Source organism: Embleya sp. NPDC050154, assembly GCF_044460165.1.
Classification (GTDB): Bacteria; Actinomycetota; Actinomycetes; order Streptomycetales; family Streptomycetaceae; genus Embleya.
In genome coordinates this window covers 243,974-261,232 of the sequence record NZ_JBITJP010000004.1, presented here as the reverse complement: position 1 = coordinate 261,232, position 17,259 = coordinate 243,974, and the positions used below count along the sequence as shown (strand labels likewise).

The 17,259-nt window shown below is 70.7% G+C and carries 14 protein-coding genes and 2 pseudogenes; 8 read left to right on the top strand and 8 right to left on the bottom strand.

Annotation, left to right across the window (positions count from 1 at the left end; translation table 11 throughout):
* Positions 1–280: 280 nt before the first annotated feature.
* Positions 281–667 carry a hypothetical protein gene (locus ACIBSV_RS10645; protein ID WP_395861404.1) on the bottom strand — a complete coding sequence of 129 codons (387 nt, stop codon included), beginning with the start codon at positions 665–667 and terminating at the stop codon, positions 281–283.
* Positions 668–696: 29 nt separating this feature from the next.
* Between ACIBSV_RS10645 and ACIBSV_RS10640 the strand changes: the two genes are divergently transcribed.
* A complete protein-coding gene (locus ACIBSV_RS10640) occupies positions 697–1,590 on the top strand; it encodes a MerR family transcriptional regulator (RefSeq protein WP_395861402.1) in 894 nt (297 codons plus the stop codon).
* A 378-nt stretch (positions 1,591–1,968) separates the two neighbouring features.
* Positions 1,969–2,451, top strand: coding sequence for a hypothetical protein (locus ACIBSV_RS10635; RefSeq protein ID WP_395861400.1), 483 nt, complete (start codon positions 1,969–1,971; stop codon positions 2,449–2,451).
* A gap of 721 nt (positions 2,452–3,172) precedes the next feature.
* On the opposite strand, the gene ACIBSV_RS10630 is transcribed toward ACIBSV_RS10635, so the two are convergent.
* The 3 genes from ACIBSV_RS10630 to ACIBSV_RS10620 form a co-directional block, all read right to left on the bottom strand.
* The gene (locus tag ACIBSV_RS10630; protein ID WP_395861398.1) at positions 3,173–3,628 is read right to left on the bottom strand and encodes a GNAT family N-acetyltransferase; all 456 of its coding nucleotides are present in this window, start codon (positions 3,626–3,628) and stop codon (positions 3,173–3,175) included.
* Positions 3,629–3,864: 236 nt separating this feature from the next.
* A complete protein-coding gene (locus tag ACIBSV_RS10625; protein WP_395861396.1) occupies positions 3,865–4,518 on the bottom strand; it encodes a response regulator in 654 nt (217 codons plus the stop codon).
* Entirely contained in the window at positions 4,506–5,786 is a 1,281-nt protein-coding gene (locus tag ACIBSV_RS10620) for a sensor histidine kinase (protein ID WP_395861394.1), read from the bottom strand. The genes ACIBSV_RS10625 and ACIBSV_RS10620 overlap by 13 nt, the downstream gene beginning before the upstream one ends.
* 161 nt (positions 5,787–5,947) lie before the next feature.
* On the opposite strand from ACIBSV_RS10620, the gene ACIBSV_RS10615 reads away from it, so the two are divergent.
* Together ACIBSV_RS10615 and ACIBSV_RS10610 are read left to right on the top strand one after the other, a co-directional pair.
* On the top strand, positions 5,948–6,715 hold the full coding sequence (locus tag ACIBSV_RS10615) for an ABC transporter ATP-binding protein (RefSeq protein ID WP_395861392.1): 768 nt from the start codon (positions 5,948–5,950) through the stop codon (positions 6,713–6,715).
* Positions 6,712–9,219, top strand: a complete 2,508-nt coding sequence (locus tag ACIBSV_RS10610; RefSeq protein ID WP_395861391.1) for an FtsX-like permease family protein — start codon at positions 6,712–6,714, stop codon at positions 9,217–9,219. The genes ACIBSV_RS10615 and ACIBSV_RS10610 overlap by 4 nt, the downstream gene beginning before the upstream one ends.
* Here the strand turns inward: ACIBSV_RS10610 and thpR are convergent.
* From thpR to ACIBSV_RS10595, 3 genes are all read right to left on the bottom strand, one after another.
* Complete coding sequence (gene thpR / locus ACIBSV_RS10605; protein ID WP_395861389.1) at positions 9,132–9,995, bottom strand: RNA 2',3'-cyclic phosphodiesterase; 864 nt, start codon at positions 9,993–9,995, stop codon at positions 9,132–9,134. The genes ACIBSV_RS10610 and thpR overlap by 88 nt on opposite strands.
* A gap of 517 nt (positions 9,996–10,512) precedes the next feature.
* Complete coding sequence (locus tag ACIBSV_RS10600; protein ID WP_395861387.1) at positions 10,513–10,758, bottom strand: hypothetical protein; 246 nt, start codon at positions 10,756–10,758, stop codon at positions 10,513–10,515.
* Positions 10,742–10,993 carry a DUF6400 family protein gene (locus ACIBSV_RS10595; protein WP_395861385.1) on the bottom strand — a complete coding sequence of 84 codons (252 nt, stop codon included), beginning with the start codon at positions 10,991–10,993 and terminating at the stop codon, positions 10,742–10,744. Before ACIBSV_RS10595 ends, ACIBSV_RS10600 begins: the two co-directional genes overlap by 17 nt.
* Before the next feature lie 731 nt (positions 10,994–11,724).
* Between ACIBSV_RS10595 and ACIBSV_RS10590 the strand changes: the two genes are divergently transcribed.
* The gene (locus ACIBSV_RS10590) at positions 11,725–12,054 is read left to right on the top strand and encodes a hypothetical protein (RefSeq protein WP_395861384.1); all 330 of its coding nucleotides are present in this window, start codon (positions 11,725–11,727) and stop codon (positions 12,052–12,054) included.
* 453 nt (positions 12,055–12,507) lie between these two features.
* Here ACIBSV_RS10590 and ACIBSV_RS10585 read toward each other — a convergent pair whose 3' ends face one another.
* On the bottom strand, positions 12,508–14,544 hold the full coding sequence (locus ACIBSV_RS10585) for a hypothetical protein (protein WP_395861382.1): 2,037 nt from the start codon (positions 14,542–14,544) through the stop codon (positions 12,508–12,510).
* 950 nt (positions 14,545–15,494) lie between these two features.
* On the opposite strand from ACIBSV_RS10585, the pseudogene ACIBSV_RS10580 reads away from it, so the two are divergent.
* From ACIBSV_RS10580 to ACIBSV_RS10570, 3 genes and pseudogenes are all read left to right on the top strand, one after another.
* Positions 15,495–15,643, top strand: a pseudogene (locus tag ACIBSV_RS10580) (zinc carboxypeptidase); the annotation flags it as partial.
* Between the two features lie 368 nt (positions 15,644–16,011).
* Positions 16,012–16,803 (top strand): annotated as a pseudogene (locus ACIBSV_RS10575) (S1 family peptidase); the annotation flags it as partial.
* 75 nt (positions 16,804–16,878) lie between these two features.
* Positions 16,879–17,172: a proprotein convertase P-domain-containing protein gene (locus ACIBSV_RS10570; protein ID WP_395861833.1), complete on the top strand. Its 294-nt coding sequence runs from the start codon at positions 16,879–16,881 to the stop codon at positions 17,170–17,172.
* Positions 17,173–17,259 lie beyond the last annotated feature (87 nt).

The window sequence follows — 17,259 nt, the reverse complement described above, 5'->3', positions numbered from 1 at the left end:
GTTCGACTCCCGGACCCACTCGCGGCGGGACCGGTGGCGGGGACGAGTCGGGAGCCGTGTCGGATACGGTTCAAGTCCGTATCCGGGACGGCGAAATCCGCCTTGTGCACCGCCTGTACCGTCTCGACCGAACGACGCCCGGTGGCGCACGAACATGGCCCGGTCGAGCCGGCGATCGAACCGGACATGGGTCGCCGAAAGCCTCGCGGCTGGACCACCCGGGCCACGCCCCGCATGGCGGGGTGGCGGAAGCAGGTCCGGGACACGGACCCATCGTCGCTCAGGACCGCCATCGGGGGGCCTGGTCGTCCGGGGTGTCCGGATCGGCGAAGTGGAAGGGGACCGAGAGGTGGGCGGCCAGGGTGCTGCCGGCGCACTCGGCGACCACCGCCGCCGGGTGGCGTGGGTGGTGGTCCGCGTCCTCACCGAGGTGGCGGCGGGCCGTGGACCGGTGGACGGTGGCCAGGTGGCTCTCCTCCTCGGGGTCGGCGGTGATGGCCAGTGCCCGTCGGCCCGGCGCTGTGCGGAAGAACCGCCGGACAGGGTCGGCGTCGAGCCCGAGGGCCTCGGGCCGGGCGGGTCTCCAGGCGGGTTCACCACGGCGGTTCATCCGGCTTGCGAACAGGGGTTGCACCTTCCGTAGCGGTATGTGTTCCAGTGGACTCACCCCCGCTCCGTTCAGGAAAGGCTCTGTCCATGCACGCGTCCTTCATTCCGCCCCGCCGGGTCAAGATCGGTCACGCGGCGGCCTTCGCCGGTACTACACCGCGGACGATCCGCCACTACCACGAAATCGGCCTGCTTCCGGAGCCCGAGCGCGGCGCCGACGACCGCCGCCGCTACGGCTACGACGACATGATCCGACTGCTGTGGATCCTCAAGATGGCCGACGCCGGAATCGCCTTGGACGACATCCGCAAAGCCTTCACCACCTCCACGGCCTCCGACGACACCGACAGCGAGGACGACATCGAGGCCACCCTGGAGCGGCTGGAGGAAACCCTCTCCGAACAGGAAGCCGAACTGCGTCGGCAAAGGACCGCCGTACAGCGCATGCGTACCGAGGGCAGCCGGATGGGCCTGCTGCCCGACATCGTCACCGACCGCCTCAAGAGCCTGCCCGAGAGCCTGCGCCAGTCGGACCTGGACACGTTGCTGATCACCGAGCGGATCTTCGGCCCGCTCGGAGCGGCCGTCCAGGCCACCCGCTTCATCGCCCTGGCCTCCTACCCCGACCTGCGAGCCGAATCCGACCGCCTCGACGCCACCGAGGAGGCACTTGACGACACCGTCGCCGTTGACGATCCGCGCGTGGCTCAGGTGGCCGCCCAGCGGCACGCCTTCGAAAGCGCCTTGCTGACCGTCATCGAGGAGTCCGGGCTGGAGAAGGACGACGAGGCCCTGTTCGACGCCTGGGAAGCCATGCAGCCCGACGCCGCCGATGGGCAGGAGGAGGCCGACAACGTTGCCGGACCACGGGAGGAAGGCGGCACGAGTGTGGTCGAGGCGATCGGCAAGATGCCCTACGACTTCTCCCCGGCCCGCCTGCGCTGCATGGAACTGGCTCAGGAACTCTCCGCCCGGGACTGAACCCGGCCCCTTCCTGAGCTTGGCCCTTGCAACTGATCGGAAAATCAACGCTCAGCCTGGCGGACGGCGGCATCCGGTCCGCGTACGGACCGTGCGCCGGAACGAGTTCGGTCGAACGGCCGCGGGTTCGAGGACGACCCGGCGGCCAAGGGCCCGGATCGGCGGATGAGTTCGCGGGGTCTTGTGGGCGGGGTTGAGATGCCGCTGGGTTCCGTACGGGTCCTGAGCGACGGCGGTGATGCCGCTGTCGAACGCGGCGCGGTCCTCGCGTCCATCGCGCGCAGTTCGGCTTGCGGCGGATGCGTGTATCGATCGGCTCCGTCACCGCGTATGAAAAAATCGGTTCGGTAGTGGACGCGTGCCGACTAGCGTCGGCGCATGCATTCAATCGAGTTCCGCAGGGTCCCCTACGCCCCCCAATGGTCGGTCGAGGGTGGGAGTATCGAGGTTTTGGCTTACCTGATCGACGGCGCCTCGTTCCTGGAATCGGTCCGCCGCGCGGAACTTCCCGACGCCTTGGCGGAGCAGGCGGAGCGCGCCGACGAATTCGCGCCGGACCCCGCACCGTTGCCGGCCGGGACGTACATGTACGCCCAGGGTTTCAGCCTGGAGCACCTACTCGGCGGAAAACCGGACATGGTCCCGCACGGCGCCGAGGAAGGCGAGACCATACTGCTCGGATGCGACTGCGGCATCTTCGACTGCTGGGCGCTGACCGCGACGATCACCGCCGGAGAAGACACCGTGACGTGGTCGAACCTGCAAAACACCTACCGCGACTGGAACTACGACTCCATCGGAACCCTCACCTTCTCCCGCCGGCAATACGAGACCTCGTGGCGCACAGCACGCTTCGGCTGATGACCACGGCTCAACCACCGGCCGCGACGGACCCGTTCACCCGGCCGGGGCCGGCATCGGAACGGGCGTGCGAGTCACCCGCAAAGACCCGCTCGGGTGCACGGTCCAGCGGCCCATCACTCCGTCCCCTGCTCCCGTGGTCGGCAGGCGCCCGTCCGGAGAGAACGCCACCGCCCGCACCGTGCCGGTGTGACCGGAGAGACCCTCTCCGACCGCTCGCCGAGTTGGGAATCCCCGTCGTCCACCGCCTCGAACTCGCCGCAGCCGCGTGCATGGGCCCGACAGCACGGCCGCGAGAGGTCGTCGTGGAGAGAACCTACCCGTCAAGGGCCCTGCTGATCGGCCACGCGCCTCCTGGTTTGCGTCAGGTCAATCCCCTGCCCACGCTGCTCGAACGTCGCCTGAGTGAACACCAAACGGACCGGGTGACGCACAGCCCGGATGTCGTGGCCGGCCACCGGCGCGGCCCGGCCGCGCGCTACGGCCCATGTGTCCAACCACATCGCCCCGCTCAACGGCCGCGAGGTGACGGCGACCAGCCCGATGCCGCACGGCCGTGCGGCAGCCTTGCTCGGGGTGGCGTCCCGATCAGTCCGCCGCGGCCACCGCCGGAGCCGGAACTCTTCCCTTCGGCGTTACGAGCCATGAAACGGTGCCCGCTCGATGCGATTCCCTGCTTGCGCGGGGCCGCCGTGGGGGTGGGCCGGGGCGGCCCCACTGATCAGGCCGTGGTGGACGGAGGACGGGCGAGGTAGGCGGTCTTGGCCTCGGCGGAGAACCCGCATGCCCGGTAGAACGCATGGGTGGCCGGGTCACGGGAGCCGGTCAGCAGCATCGCCTTGTAGCAGCCCGCGTCCCAGGCGGCCTGGAGCGTGGCATCCATGATCCGCCGGCCGAGACCGGTGCCGCGCAGTTCCGCGTCGACCACGACGTTCTCGATGACGGCGTACGGCGAGGCCGAGCGGGTGAGGTTCGGGATGACATTGAGGTAGGTGGTCGCGACGACCTCGCCCGTGCTCTCCAGGACGAACAGGTGCAGACCGGGCGAGCGCAGGATCCCGGCGAACACGGCCACGCCCACGCCGTCGCGTATCGACGGGTCCTCGGGGTGCAACTGCCGGTACAGACGCAGGATGGCATCGAAATCGCCGGGCCCTGCCTCGCGGAACACGATCATGCCGCCAGGCTACGCGAACGGCCCCCCGGATCGCCGTCAGTGTGCGACGGCACCACGTCCCGCGCGAGCAGGCGTTCGTCCTCCGCGGCACGTTGCGAGGCCCGTAGGGCGGAACGTTCGTCGTCCGCTTCGTGCTCACATCACATCGAACGACCGTCACGTTCGCGGAAGGGGCGCCTCCACCGAATGGGGCGGGGGTCGTTGGCCGGCAAGGTCGGTGATGCACACCGTGGCTCTCACTGTTCGCGCAGGTAGGTGAGGACCGCGAGTACTCGGCGGTGTCCCGCGTCGTCGGCGAGCAGGCCGAGTTTGTTGAAGATGTTTCGGATGTGCTTGTGGATCGCGGCCTCGGTGACGTGCAGTTCGGCTGCGATGTCGCCGTTGCGGTGGCCCTGTGCCATCAGTTGCAGCACGTCGCGTTCGCGTGCGGTGAGGGCGGTGAGCGGACTGCGGCTGCGGCTGCTGCCGCGGCGCATCAGGGTCGTCACGACCTCGGGGTCGAGCACGGTCTCGCCCCTGACCACGCGGTCCATGGTGCGCAGGAAGTCCTCGACGGCGCCCACCCGTTCCTTGAGCAGGTAGCCAACCGCTCCGGCGCCGTCGGCCAGCAGTTCGCCGGCGTACTTGGTCTCCACGTGGGCCGACAGCACAAGCATGGGGAAGCCGGGACGCACGGCGCGGACCTGCATCGCGGCGCGCAGACCCTCGTCGGTGTACGTCGGCGGCATCCGCACGTCGACGATGGCCAGTCCCGCGTCGAACTCCTCGATGGTCTCGTACAGCCGATCGGCGTCAGGACGCGCCGCGACCACCTCGATGCCCTCGGCGGACAACAGCGCCGCAAGACCTTCGCGCAGCAGCGTGTCGTCCTCTGCGATCACGACTCGCATGGCAGCTCCATCCGCACCGACGTCGGCCCGCCGGGTGGGCTGGCGACTGCGACCGTGCCGCCGAGTGCCTCGATCCGGCTCTCGATTCCGGCCAGGCCAGTGCCCTTCGACCGCTCGGCGCCGCCGTGTCCGTCGTCGGTCACGGTGGTGGTTACGCGCATCTCGCCGTCGTCCTCCGTCCAGGTCAGGTGAATATCGCATTCGGTCGCGTTGCTGTGCTTGGCAACGTTGGTCAGCGCCTCGGCGACCGAAAAGTACAGGGCGGCATCGACGGACGCCGGTGTCGGCGCCGGGGCGTCGACCCGTAGCCGGGTGGGGATCTGCATCCGGTCGGCCAGCAGCCCCAAGGCCGGCACCAGGCCTTCCTCGGCGAGCACCGGCGGATAGACGCCCCGGATGATGCGGCGCATTTCGGCCAGCGCGTCGCGGTTGGCGTCCTGCGCTTTCGCCAGGGCCGTCGCGACGTCGCCGGTTCCGGTGCTCAACTGCCGTTGCGCCGTGCCGATGAACATGGAGACGGCCACCAGCCGGTTCTGGGCCGCGTCGTGCAGGTCCCGCTCGATCCGCCGCAGCTCGGCGCTGTGCAGGTCCACGGCCGAACGTCGGCGCTGCTCCTCCATGTGCGCACGGAGTCGGAGCTCCTGGTCGCGAGTCGGGGCGAGCAGCAGTTCGAGAAGCTTCGCGTCGGCGGAGCGCACGGGGGGCGCGGCGATCGCCCACGCGGCCAGTCCGGCGAGCCCGATCAGGCCTGATGCCAGTGCGAGCCACCACGACGTGATCTCGAACAGTTGGTCGGCGGGCTTGCCGTCCGGCATCGCCCACCAGTACGTCGGCAGTGCCAGCGCTTGCAGTGACACCAACGGCAGCAGGACGGTGACCACGCCGAGCGGGATCCCGACGACGATCCGCTGGAGGACGGCGGCCAGATCGCGGGCCGACGTGCCGTCGGCGATGCGCCGACGGGCAACGTCCGCCCCGGCGGCAGGGCTCGGGTACGGGGAACCGATGCGTCGTCCCAGCGCCCGTCCGACCCTGACCCGTTCACGGTCGCACCAGTGCCGCAGCAGCCCGGACGCGGCGCCGGTGAGCAGGAGCCCGACACCGACCACCGACAGCGCGGCCACCACCACGATGACCGCGAGAACCAACAGGCCGTACAGCCCGGAGAGGGTGCCGGCCGCCAGGTACCGAACCGAAAGAGCCGATCGCCGGACGGACTTCGCGTCTCGTGGTCGTTGCCTGGTGCCGACGCCTTCGGTGGAACTCACCTGGTGAGCCTACTGGCACCACCAAGTCCCCGGCAGAGCCCGTCGGGCTGCCCGCCCGGAGGGTTATAGCCGGCACTACCATCCGGGTGGGCGCACGTACCACCGCGGCTCGGGTGAGCGGGGGACTGTGTCGCAAGCACCGCGATCCTACGGTCGATTACGTGAAAACGCACAAGGGCGAACGCCCCGGAAACCATGACGACCACGCCGTGACGGTCAGCGGGTTGAGCAAAAGCTTCGGCGCCGGTGCCACCCGGTTCTGGGCATTGGCGAACATCGACCTCTTCGTCGCGCCGCGGAGTTTCACCGCGATCATGGGACCGTCGGGCTCCGGCAAGACCACCTTGCTGAACTGCCTGTTGGGCCTGGAAAAGCCCGACACCGGCTCGATCCACATCGGCGGCACGGACATCACCGGCCTGGACGAGGCCCAACTGGCCGAGATGCGGCGTTCGCACGTCGGGGTGGTGTTCCAGTCCTACAACCTGATCCCGTCGCTCACCGTCGCCGACAACATCTCATTGCCGCTGCGACTGGCCGGCCGACGGATCGACCAGCGCCGCGTACGGGATCTGGCCGAGACCGTCGGTGTCGGTGCCACACTCGAGCGCCGACCGGCACAACTGTCCGGGGGGCAGCAACAGCGCGTCGCGTTCGCGCGTGCGCTCGTGACGGACCCGGAGTTGATCGTCGCCGACGAGCCGACCGGCGCGCTGGACACCGCCTCGAGCGACGTCATACTCGGCCTGCTCCGTTCGATCGTCACCGACCTCGGACAGCGGGCGTTGCTGGTGACGCACGACCCGCGGGCCGCGGCGGTCGCGGACCGTGTGCTGTTCCTCCGCGACGGACGCTGGCACGGCGAACTCCACGGGGCCACCGAAGGGCAGATCGCGGCGACCCTGACCGACCTCGGGCTGCGGTCGTGAACAAGCTCGCCCGACTGACGCTGCGAGCGCGCACGGGCCAGGTCGTCGCACTGGCTGTGACCGTGTTCTTCTCGGCCGTTCTCGTGGGGGCGTTCGGAGTACTCCTGGAGACCGGCGTCCGCGGCCGGGTCTCCACCGGCGAGTACGACAACGCGCCGTTGTTGGTCGCGTCCCGGCAGTCGGTGCCGGTCGGCGGCGACGTCGACATGACGGTTCCGGGCCGGGCGTTGCTGCCCGCCTCCTTGGTCGACGAGATCGCGGCGGCGCTGCCGGCATCCCGCGTGGTCGCCGACCGCATCGTGCCCGCCATCCTTGGTGGCCGAGCGGGCGACGCCGAACCGGTGGACGCGCATCCTTGGTCGGCGTTCGCGCTCGGGAACCGCGAACTGGCCTCGGGACGCGCACCCGTCGAGCCGGACGAAATCGTGCTGCCTGGCCACGTCGCCCGTTCCCACGGCCTGGCGACCGGGGGAAAGGTCTCGCTGGGCTTCGGCGACCGGTCCGTCGAGTACACGCTCGCGGGCACCACCACAGCCGACGACACGGGAGTCGACGTCCCGGACGTCTATCTGAGCGACGGGCAGATCGGGACGCGCGGCAACCCCGATCGCGGTGTGGCGGTCATCGGCGTCTGGCCGCAGGCGATGCCCGACGAGCACACACTCGCTCGCCTGGTCCCACCCGCCGACGCTCGGCTGTGGGATCGAAGCGCCCGGGGGCCCGTCGAGGCGGTCTCCCAGGGCCGGGCGACGGCGGCACTCGTCTCCGCCTCGGGCGCGCTCGGCGCTGTCGCGTTCATCGTCGCCGTGTTCACCGTCATCGCTCTGACGTCGCTCCAGATCCGCGAGCGATCACGCGAGTTGGCCATGCTCCGCATCGTCGGCGCCACGCCACGACAGGTGAAGCGGCTGCTTCGCGCGGAGATCCGCGTGGTCGCCGCGCCGGCAGGGGGCCTCGGCGGGCTCGCCGGACCACTCGTGGGAGCGGTCATGATCGACGCCATCCGATCCTGGGGGGCGCTGCCCCGCACCCTTCAGCCGGTCTTCGGCCCGTTCCCCTTCATCGCGGCGATGCTTACGGGTTTCGTCGCCGCGGAGATCGCCATGCGCGTCGCGGTGCGCCGAGTCGTACGCAGCAGTCCGCTGGCGCAACTCGAGGGTGGCGACACGGGTCCGTCCGGATCGCCGCGGACGGCGCGGCGCGTCGTCGTCGGAGTGGTGCTCCTCGCGGTGGGCATCGTGATGGCCCTGGCGCCGACCTACACATCCAACGTCGATGCGGCCAGTGGACTTCCCGGGATCTCGGGATTGGTGATGGCCTTGTCGATCGGTCCGCTGAGTCCGCAGGTGGTGCGCGCGGCGGCCGCGATCGTGCGCCGACCGGCCGCGCGGACCGCCGCGGCATACATGGCCCTCGGCAGTATTCGCCACCGGGCCGCCCGCGTCGGCGGCGCGATGACCCCGATCGTCCTCGGAGTCGCGCTGGCCGCGGTCCAGCTCTCCGGCGCCGCGACCGTCGGCGCCGTGTCGAAGGCACAGGCTCACGCGGGCGCGCGCACCGACCTCACGGTCACCGTGTCGAGTGCCGGCGTCGGCGACCGGACGGCCGAACTCGTGCGAGGCGTGCCCGGGGTCGGCTCCGCCACCCCATTCGTGACCACCGGCGTCATCGTGCAGCCGCCCGCCGGCAGCGACAACAGCCCCCAAACCCTGAAGGCACTCGGCATCGCCGGTGACCAAGTGGAGCGCTACGCCGATCTCAAGCCCACGAGCAACAGTCCGATCCGTCTCCGGCAGGGCGACGTCGTGCTCGGCGTTCTCGGTGCCGCACAACTGGGAGCCCACGTGGGAGACGAAGTCACCATCGTGCTGGCGGACGGACAGTCGATCAAGCGGCACGTGAGCGCGCTGTACGAACGCGGCCTCGGTTTCGGCGATGTCCTGCTCCCACTCGACGACCTGCAGCCGGCCACCGCTTCGGGACTCGCATCGGGTCTGGCCGTCACGGTCCCCGCATCCGAATCGGTGGCGCGGGTCGAACGCCGCATCCGCAACGACCTGGCCGACGTGCCCGGAGCCGAGGTCACCCGGTCCGCCTCCGTCGCCGACGCCGACGGCGCCTCGGGCGGCGAGGACAAGTTCGGGCTGCTGATACTGCTGGTCCTCTTCGGCTATATCGCCATCGCGGTCACAAACTCCCTCGTGACGGCAACCCTCTCCCGCCGATCGGAATTCGTGCTCCTGGCGGCCGTCGGCGCCACACCACGCCAACGACGCTCGATCCTGCGCTGGGAAGCCGCCATCCTGGGCGCCACCGCCTGCATCGTCGGGACCGCGTTCGCGCTGCCCGGCCTGTTCGCCATGACGTACGCCCTGAGCAACGGCGACCGCATCATGCCCGCAATCGATCCCTTCACCTACACCGGGATCGTCACGTTCACCTTCGTACTCGTCTTCTCCGCCACCGCCCTCGCCGGCCGAGCCGTCATGCGCGACCGGCGATGATCTCCGCGTTCGGGTCGGCATCGGTGCGCTCGTCGGGGTGCCGACGGCGCACCGACTGCCGCCGTAGCGGCGGGTGCCGCCGGGTTCAAGGACCGGCTGCGCGCAGAGGGGCCAGTGTCGCGGTCGCCCTCCCGGACGAGCTGCTCGTCGTCGGCCGTGACGATGACGATCCGGAGCAGCCCGCCCGCGCGGACGTGCGATGAGCGCCTGCCGACCAACGGCCACGTCGCCACGTCGTGGTACCGAGCCGGGCCGTTGCCGATGACGCTCTGCACCAGGTGCAGCCGGGCCGCGGTCCATTCCACCCCGTCGAATCCGGCGAGATCGGCCGCCGGGTCGGTGAGCGCACTGCCCGGAGGGCGCCGCCCGCCCGCCCCGCGTGCTTGGGCGACGCGGGCCAGAGTCACGTGACCGTGCCACGGCCGGCCCTCGATCGGGATGTGGCATTTACCGGCCGCGCGCCGTACGGCCACGGCCAGGGCGGCCATCGCCCGCCGATCGCCCCGGATCCCGATCCACAGGGTGCGATCACCGAAACGGCCGCTGCCGGTGAGCGCGAGGTTCCGCGGCGGATGGCGTGCGGCGACGCGGGCGAGCCGGGTTTCCAACTCGATCCGGGTCTTCGGCTCCACCGTGCCGAGAAAGGCGAGAGTGAGGTGCCAACCTTGGGGCCCGGTCCAGCGCAGCCCGTCGTACCGGGAGCGGATCGGGTCGACGGCACGACGCAATTCCGCCACCGCTTCGGGGGGCGGCACGAGCGCCACGAACAAGCGCATGGAGCCGTTTTCGCTCACCCATCCATCAGAACACGGCTGCGGCACGACCGCGAACAACCCCATCCCGCCCGGTACACCTGTCCTTGTCAGTGGCGGAAGAGCACGACCGTGCGGCCGTGGGGGATTCGGTGTCGTCGGGGATGTTCGTGATTCCGGTCAGGGCGGGGCTGTCGGCGCCGGTGACGCCCGGGATCTCGGCGAAAGTGCTCCAGGCACACCGAGACGACCCTGAGGATCTCGTCGGCCCGCCGCAACTCGACGTTCTCCCTCGGGAGTTGCCTCGGTTCCTCCGACTCGGCGGTGGTCGGGCGGTCGGTCCGCTCCCCCGGCGTCGGCCTCGGCCCCCCGGACCCGATTCCGCAGGGCCTCCGTGTGGATGCCCAGGTCCCGGGCGACCCGGGCGACCCGGGTGCCCAAGAGGTACGTACCTCCCGAATCGCCTGTTCCTGCGGCTCATCGGGGCATCTGCGTGCCGCCGGCACAGCTTACGGACCTCCCCGGCCTCCGCTCCGACTCGTCAGAAGCAGGGAGTGTTGTCACCGGAGCGGGTGATGCCGGGCCGGGTGTCCAGGGACCACATGTGCGTGCATCGGGGGCACTGGAGGTTGACGACCGGCCCGTTGTTGGAGATCAGGTAGCGCCAGTGCTCGCCGCAGTTGCGGCGGTCGGCGCAGGTCGCGCAATGGCGGGCGTCGTCGCAGACCGGGCAGGTCACCCAGGCGCGTCGGGCGAGGTCCGCCTGTGGATCAATGGGCAGCCGCATGGCCCGGCTCCTCCCCCGGCAGGACACCGGCCGCCACCAGCAGGTCGTGGATGCGCTGCTGTTCGGCGTCCAGGCCCGAGTAGAGGAGGGCATACGCCTCGTCCTCGCCTCGCAGGACCGCCACCGGGTCCCAGTCGGGCCCGAGTGCTGCGACGACCTCGGCCCGTCGCCGGGCCTCCTCGAAGGTGAGGTCGATCGTGAAGGGGACGAGATCGGGAGTGTTGTCCTGGTTCATGGCGAGACTTCCGAAGTGCTGGGGAACCCGCCCATCTCTACCAGGCACCGTTGCCGCAGGGAAGAGCGGCCCCAGTCGCCTCGAGACGCCCCGGGGCCACGCTCCACCCCGCCCATCGACGGGGCACCCTCGGATCAGCCGACACAGGCGGGCCGTTGCCGCCACCAAGCCTCGAACGACGGACACGCCCCACCCACGGCACTATGACGTATTTCACGGCGCGCCCCGCAGCATGCACCGAGCCGACCGCTGGGCGCAGCGGCGATCACGACGGGGACCATTCCAGTGCGCGCCGGCGACGTCGCTCGCACACGGCGGGTGATGCGCGGCGATGGTCCGACCACTGACCGCCCTCCTCAAAGGCACACGGCCGGCCGGCCCCTTGGCGACCGCTCGGACACCTGGCCGATCCGGCGGAACCCTTGGACCCCGAGCCGTCGCCGCCTTCGTCACTCGGGTCGACTGCCTCACCTGAACACACCGGCACACCAGGCCCCAATCGCCGCACGCGACACACCTGGCCATCGCAGACCCGGCACAAGGAATCGCCTGGATCCTGGACGGAGAATCCGACGACTGACCCGACCGGGATCGGCCGACAGAACCAAGAAAACCATGGGATGAAGCAGCGACCGTTGCGCCGTCAACCGAGAGGGGAACTGGCGCGGCCGCCGCTCGGTGCCACGATGGAGTGGAGGAGCCTTTTCGATCGGCGATTGGGGAAGGCGATCATGAGCCGCGAGTATCACTTTCATTGCGAGCACGCCGGTTGCTCGGTCACCGTGGGTCTGCGGATGGGCGGGACGCGGGAGCTGGAGCTCCTCGTGGACGGGAAAGAGGTCGCCGCCGCCCGCGTCCACGGCCACCACGCCCGGACGCAAGTGATGACCGCGATCCTGCCCACCGACCCGCCTCGCGGCATCGAGGTCGAAGTGACGCTCCCGGGCGCTCTCGGCGGCGATCCGGCGAGCGTCCTGCTCGCGGCCGGCGAACGCAGGCCGATGGCCGCTCGGGAGGTGCCCCGGCGGTCGCGGCCGACGGAGGCGTCCTGGTACTCCTGACCGTGTCGGGGCGCCACAAGGCGTGTCGGTGACGGCCTCGGGCCGCCGGAGACGTCCGTGGCGCGGCGACTGGGGGCGGATCGTGCAGCGCCCGGTTCGGGCGAGTCCCCGGGTGGTCACAAGGTCCCGGAGTCGCGGGGCTCGGCGTACGGCGCGCTTCGTGCCCGGTGCGGTTTCTTCAGCCGGCCGAGCGACCCGCCGGCCACCGTCGTCGTCAAGCAGGTGCGGCCGCAAGCCGCCGCCGTGTCGATCCATGGGGTGTCGCCACCCCCGCAGGCATCGGAAGCGATCTCGAAGCGACCGGATGTGAAGCTGATCGACGTCCGCTGCGGCCGGGCGCGGAGGTTTCCGCGAGCCACCGCCCGCCGTTCACCGAATGTCGTCAACCACCCACCCAAGCGTCTGGTTGTCGTGGTGGCTCGGGTTCCGGGGACGGGACATCACAGTGCGGTCTCACGAACGACCGGCGGCGCGACCGGCGGTGGCGAGCAGCTCGTCGACCGAGCCCGCGAAGTCCGGCAGCAGCCGCATCGCGATCGTCCACGCGTCGGGATCCTCGCCGAGGTGCGCGTCGACGAGCGCACGCAACGGCTCGGCCAGCGGCCGCAGTTTCCCGCGGCTCCGCTGCTCGTCGCCGAACGCCCACAGGAGGAACGAGGCCGCCGCGGTGTGCGTCAGCAGGTCGTCCGGCGTGAGCGTGCCTGAACGCAGGCACGCGGCGAGCGCCGGGAGCACGAGTGTCCACCCCGAACCTTCGCGGCGGCCCCACACCCGGGCCGCTGCGGGCAGGAGCGCCAGGGCGGTCGACCGGGGCAGCGCGGCCAGCAGCCGGGCGTAACGTTGCGGATCGGCTTCGAACAGCGCGGCGGCGACCGACTCCGGCAGCGCGGGATGGCGGCTGAAGGTGTCGAGGACGTTCCTCTCCGCGCGTCCCGAGGTCACCTCGTCGAGGACCACGTCCCATGAGATCGGGGCCTCGACCGGGGCGTGGTGCGCGACGGGGCCCGGTTCCGCCGCGGTGCCGGTCGTCCGGGCGACGAGCTCCGCGCGCTGGTACGCGGTGAGGGCGTCGCCCGCGAGCAGCGCGGCGTCCACCTCGCCCAAGCCGAGCGCGATCAGTTCGGCACGCTTGTCGGGGTCGTGCTCGACGCCCGCGACGAAGTCGCGCAGCACCTCGGGGCTGCGCGAGGCCAACTCCCGTGCGATCGGCGGGACGAGCGCCGGCGCAACCGGCGCCCTGCGGCTGACCCCGGCCAACTCCGGGAGGACGTCGTCGTCGAACGCCGCGAGGATCGCGGACAGCGCGTCCGCGTCGGCGCAGGACAGCAGCAGCCGCAGCGGAGAAGGACCGGCCGACGGCGGGCGGGCCGGCCGCGGCTGCCGGCGGAAGTCGGTCCACGGCGCGGGCGCCTTGCCCGCGGGCGCCTTCGCCGAGCCGGACGGCCTCACCCACGGGACGGTGGCTGCCTCGTCGAGCAACGCCAGGACACTGCCGGGGTATTCGGTGTCCCGGGTGAGCAGTGTCGCGGCCGCGCGCCAGGCGCCGGGGTCCGTGCCGAGCCGGGCCCGCACCGCCTCGCACAGGCCCTGTTCGAGGGCGGCCACCTCCTCCGCGGCGAGGGTCACCCTGATCCAGTCGTCGTTGGGCGGCGACCAGTGCAGCGCGTCGATCAGCCCGAGGACCCGTGCGGCACCGGGCCCGCGGCGCAAAATGTCGTCCGGAGTGACCGTGCCCGTGTCCAGCGCCACCCGGGCGGGAAACGTGTACGGGTTGTCGGTCGGCCCGTACGCGAGCAGGGCCAGCGCGGTCTCGACCGGGCATGCGGGTTCGCCGACGAGCGCGACGCACTCGTCGTTCTGCCACGGCTTTTCGATGTGCCGCACGGCGGTCTCGGCCCAGTCGTCGGCGGTCCACTTCTCCGGGCGCAGCAGCGCGAGCGTCTCGGTGAACCGGTCGTGGCCGCGTGGCGACGACGTGTCGGGGTCGGCCGCCAGTGCGCCGGATCCCTGAGGTGGCAGCGGCCGCCTGCCGAGGATCGTCCGGTATGTCTCGGCGGCCAGTTCCGGGTCGGGGCAGTCCATCGCCATGCCGAGTTCCGGCAGCGCGTCGGTGCACATGAGCCGTTGGCGCAGCACCGGCGCGATCGGGAGGGTGGCCAGCACCCGGCGGCGCAGTGAGCCCGGGACCCTGCGGTGGAAGAACACCGCCGCCCGGACGTCCGGATCGGGGTCGGCGGCGAGCGCGGCCATCGCCCGGTGGTCGAGGAATCGGTTGCGGGCGTACGCCGCGCGGTCGGCGGCGGCACCATCCCGCAGGCACCACGTGACGGCGCTCGGCCGTAGCACGCAGTACTCCAGTATCTGCGCGCGCAGCTCGGCTCCGACGCGGGCGAGTGCCAGACCGGCCTGGCGTGAGTCGCCCGCGCCGGTCAACGCCCCGAGAGCGACCAGGTCCGGAAGGGGGAGCGAGCGCTCTTTCACCGGCGTCACGCGCGCCTCCCGCCGACCGCACGCGGGGCGTCGGCGGCACCGGTCGACGCCCTGAGGGCATTCGGGCGAGACAGGCGGCGCTTCGGCTCGCCCCACGCGGCCGCGCACACCTCCGTCCACTTCGGATCGGGCACTCCGCGGACCGGGGTCGTCATGGGTCGGATCCCAACTTCCTTCGCAGGGCGGACCGGGCGGAATGGTCCGCACGATCGGGATGGCACCGATGATGCCGCCGCGAGGAACGCCGCCGCAGCACAATCGGCCGGCGGATACCGCGTACGCGTCGAGCGCGGACCCGGGCGACGGCGCGCCGGCCCTCTCCCACAGCTCGGGAACGACAAGGGATTTCCCCGATTCGCGCCGGGTTCCCGATGGCTAGCGTTTGGTAGCGGTACCCCTCGACTTCTCGTGCCGAACACGTCCCCCGTACCGAACGCCTCCGGCGTCAGGAATCGGAAGTCAAGCGCGGTTTCCCGTTCAATGCGCGGCCGTCCCTCCGCACCTTGATCCGTGGTTCGCTCGTCAGACCCCCCCGGAGCGACCGGAAGCCGTTTCCCGCCGGCCTTCGGCCGTCCCCTCCGCGCACCCACACCACCCCGCGTGTGCGCAGCTCGCGCACCGAGTCGGGGACTGCGGCGCAGTGCATCGACTGCGATCCATCTCGACGGATGCCGTCGGCCACCACCGACGGTCTCCGGTCGACACGCACAGGAACACATCCCTCCGGCGTCGGCGAAATCCGGCGCCCTCGTGAGGAGGTACCCGTGTGAGACGTAAACGCCTGTCCGTCGTCACCGCTGCCTTCACCGCTGCTCTCGCGATGGTCGTGGTGGACCTCGCGTCCCGCGGTCGGCAACAAGGCACCGGCGTCGGCCGAAGCTCGTACCTCGGCGGAATACAGCGTTGTGGTCGGTAGGCATCGGTAAGCAGGTGATCGGCCGGCCCTGTCGGGCCGTGCGCTGTGCGTGCCGAAGATTTCGGACAACGTCTCGGTCGACGAGAACGAACCGGAAGGGCTGTTCGCCCACCATCAGCATCCCCGCGAACACCTGACCGTCGGCCGGCGCTCTACCTGGTGAAACTCCCCGGCGACGGTTACGCCGGGAAGGTCACCTGCCGGCACCTGCCGGCAGGATCCGCGACAGGCCATACGAGTCGGGAACGGTGTGCGCGTCGCACGCGGTCCACGCGGTCCACGCGGTGCGCGCCCTCCGCGCCGTCCACCCCTTCCCGCCGAGCGTCGGCAACACCCGCACCGCACCGTCCTCGTCGCGGTGCGTCGGGTGCGCCGAACCACTGCTCCATCGCCCGGAGTTCGCTCCTCTCCGGTGGCTCCAACAAGCATTTCCCCGGTCGCAACGCGGGGTCCATCCGGTTCCACACCCCGGCTTCCACACCCCCGGTTCCGGATCCACGCGCTCCCCCATGCGGGTCGAAAGGAAGAAAATGGTAAGCAGGCATTCTCTGATCAAAAGGCTCCTGGTGGTTACCGCCGCTGTGACGGCAATCGCCGCCGGCGGCGCGGGGCAGACGATCGCGTCGCCCACCCCGCCGCCCTCCAATCCGGGCGACGTCACACCGCACATCGTCGGTGGCACCTTGGCCGCCCAGGGCGAATTCCCCTGGATGGTACGGCTGTCCATGGGCTGTGGCGGCACCATGTACACCGACCAGATCGTGTTGACCGCAGCGCACTGCGTCGACGGATCCGGACCCGACTCGAGCATCACGGCCACGTACGGTGTGGTGGACCTGAACAGCCCGGCGGCTGTCAAGCGCACGTCCGTCGAGGTGCTCAGTTCCCCCACGTACGACACCCCCACGGGCGGTGACTGGGCGCTGATCAAGCTGGCCGCCCCGATACCCGGCGCGGCGACCATCCCGATCGCCACGAACAAGACCTACGACAACGGCACCTTCACCATCGCCGGTTGGGGTGCGGCCACCGAGGGCGGCGGACAGCAGCGCTACCTGCTCAAGGCCGACGTCCCGTTCGTGACCGACGCGACGTGCAAGGCGTCGCCCGGGTATTCGGGGTTGATCCCGGCGGCCGAGATCTGCGCCGCGTATCCGCAGGGCGGCACGGACACCTGCCAGGGCGACTCGGGCGGGCCGATGTTCCGCAAGGATGCCGCAAACGCCTGGATCCAGATCGGGATCACGAGTTGGGGTGTCGGCTGCGCCCGACCGGGCCGACCGGGCGTGTACACCGAGGTGAGCACCTTCGCCACCGCCATCGCGCAGGGCGCGAGCGAATTGGGCGGAGTCGATCCCCCGGACGGTGAGACGTTCGAGAACACCAACGACGTCGCGATCCCGGACAACGGCGGCGCCGTGTTCAGCGACATCGCCGTGACCGGCGTCGCGGGCAACGCGCCGGCGACCCTCAAGGTCGGCGTCGACATCAAGCACACCTGGCGCGGCGACCTGACCGTCGACCTGGTGGCCCCCGACGGCACCGCCTACCGACTCAAGAACTCCAGCGGCAGCGACTCCGCCGACAACATCATCACGACCTACACCGTCAACGCCTCCAGCGAACTCGCCAACGGCACCTGGCGCCTGAAGGTACAGGACGTCGCCGCCGCCGACACCGGCAAGATCGACTCCTGGAAGGTCACCTTCTAGTTCGGCGGGATCACCTCCCGACGATCCTTCCCGATCTCCCACGACCACGTTCCAGGGATAGCCCCCTTCCTCGGCCTCAACGCCCTC

Coding starts and splice junctions, on each gene's coding strand:
- ACIBSV_RS10640 (WP_395861402.1), top strand. CDS start 697: ATGCACGCGTCCTTCATTCCGCCCCGCCGGGTCAAGATCGGTCACGCG.
- ACIBSV_RS10635 (WP_395861400.1), top strand. CDS start 1,969: ATGCATTCAATCGAGTTCCGCAGGGTCCCCTACGCCCCCCAATGGTCG.
- ACIBSV_RS10630 (WP_395861398.1), bottom strand. CDS start 3,628: ATGATCGTGTTCCGCGAGGCAGGGCCCGGCGATTTCGATGCCATCCTG.
- ACIBSV_RS10625 (WP_395861396.1), bottom strand. CDS start 4,518: ATGCGAGTCGTGATCGCAGAGGACGACACGCTGCTGCGCGAAGGTCTT.
- thpR (WP_395861389.1), bottom strand. CDS start 9,995: ATGCGCTTGTTCGTGGCGCTCGTGCCGCCCCCCGAAGCGGTGGCGGAA.
- ACIBSV_RS10600 (WP_395861387.1), bottom strand. CDS start 10,758: ATGCGGCTGCCCATTGATCCACAGGCGGACCTCGCCCGACGCGCCTGG.
- ACIBSV_RS10595 (WP_395861385.1), bottom strand. CDS start 10,993: ATGAACCAGGACAACACTCCCGATCTCGTCCCCTTCACGATCGACCTC.
- ACIBSV_RS10590 (WP_395861384.1), top strand. CDS start 11,725: ATGAGCCGCGAGTATCACTTTCATTGCGAGCACGCCGGTTGCTCGGTC.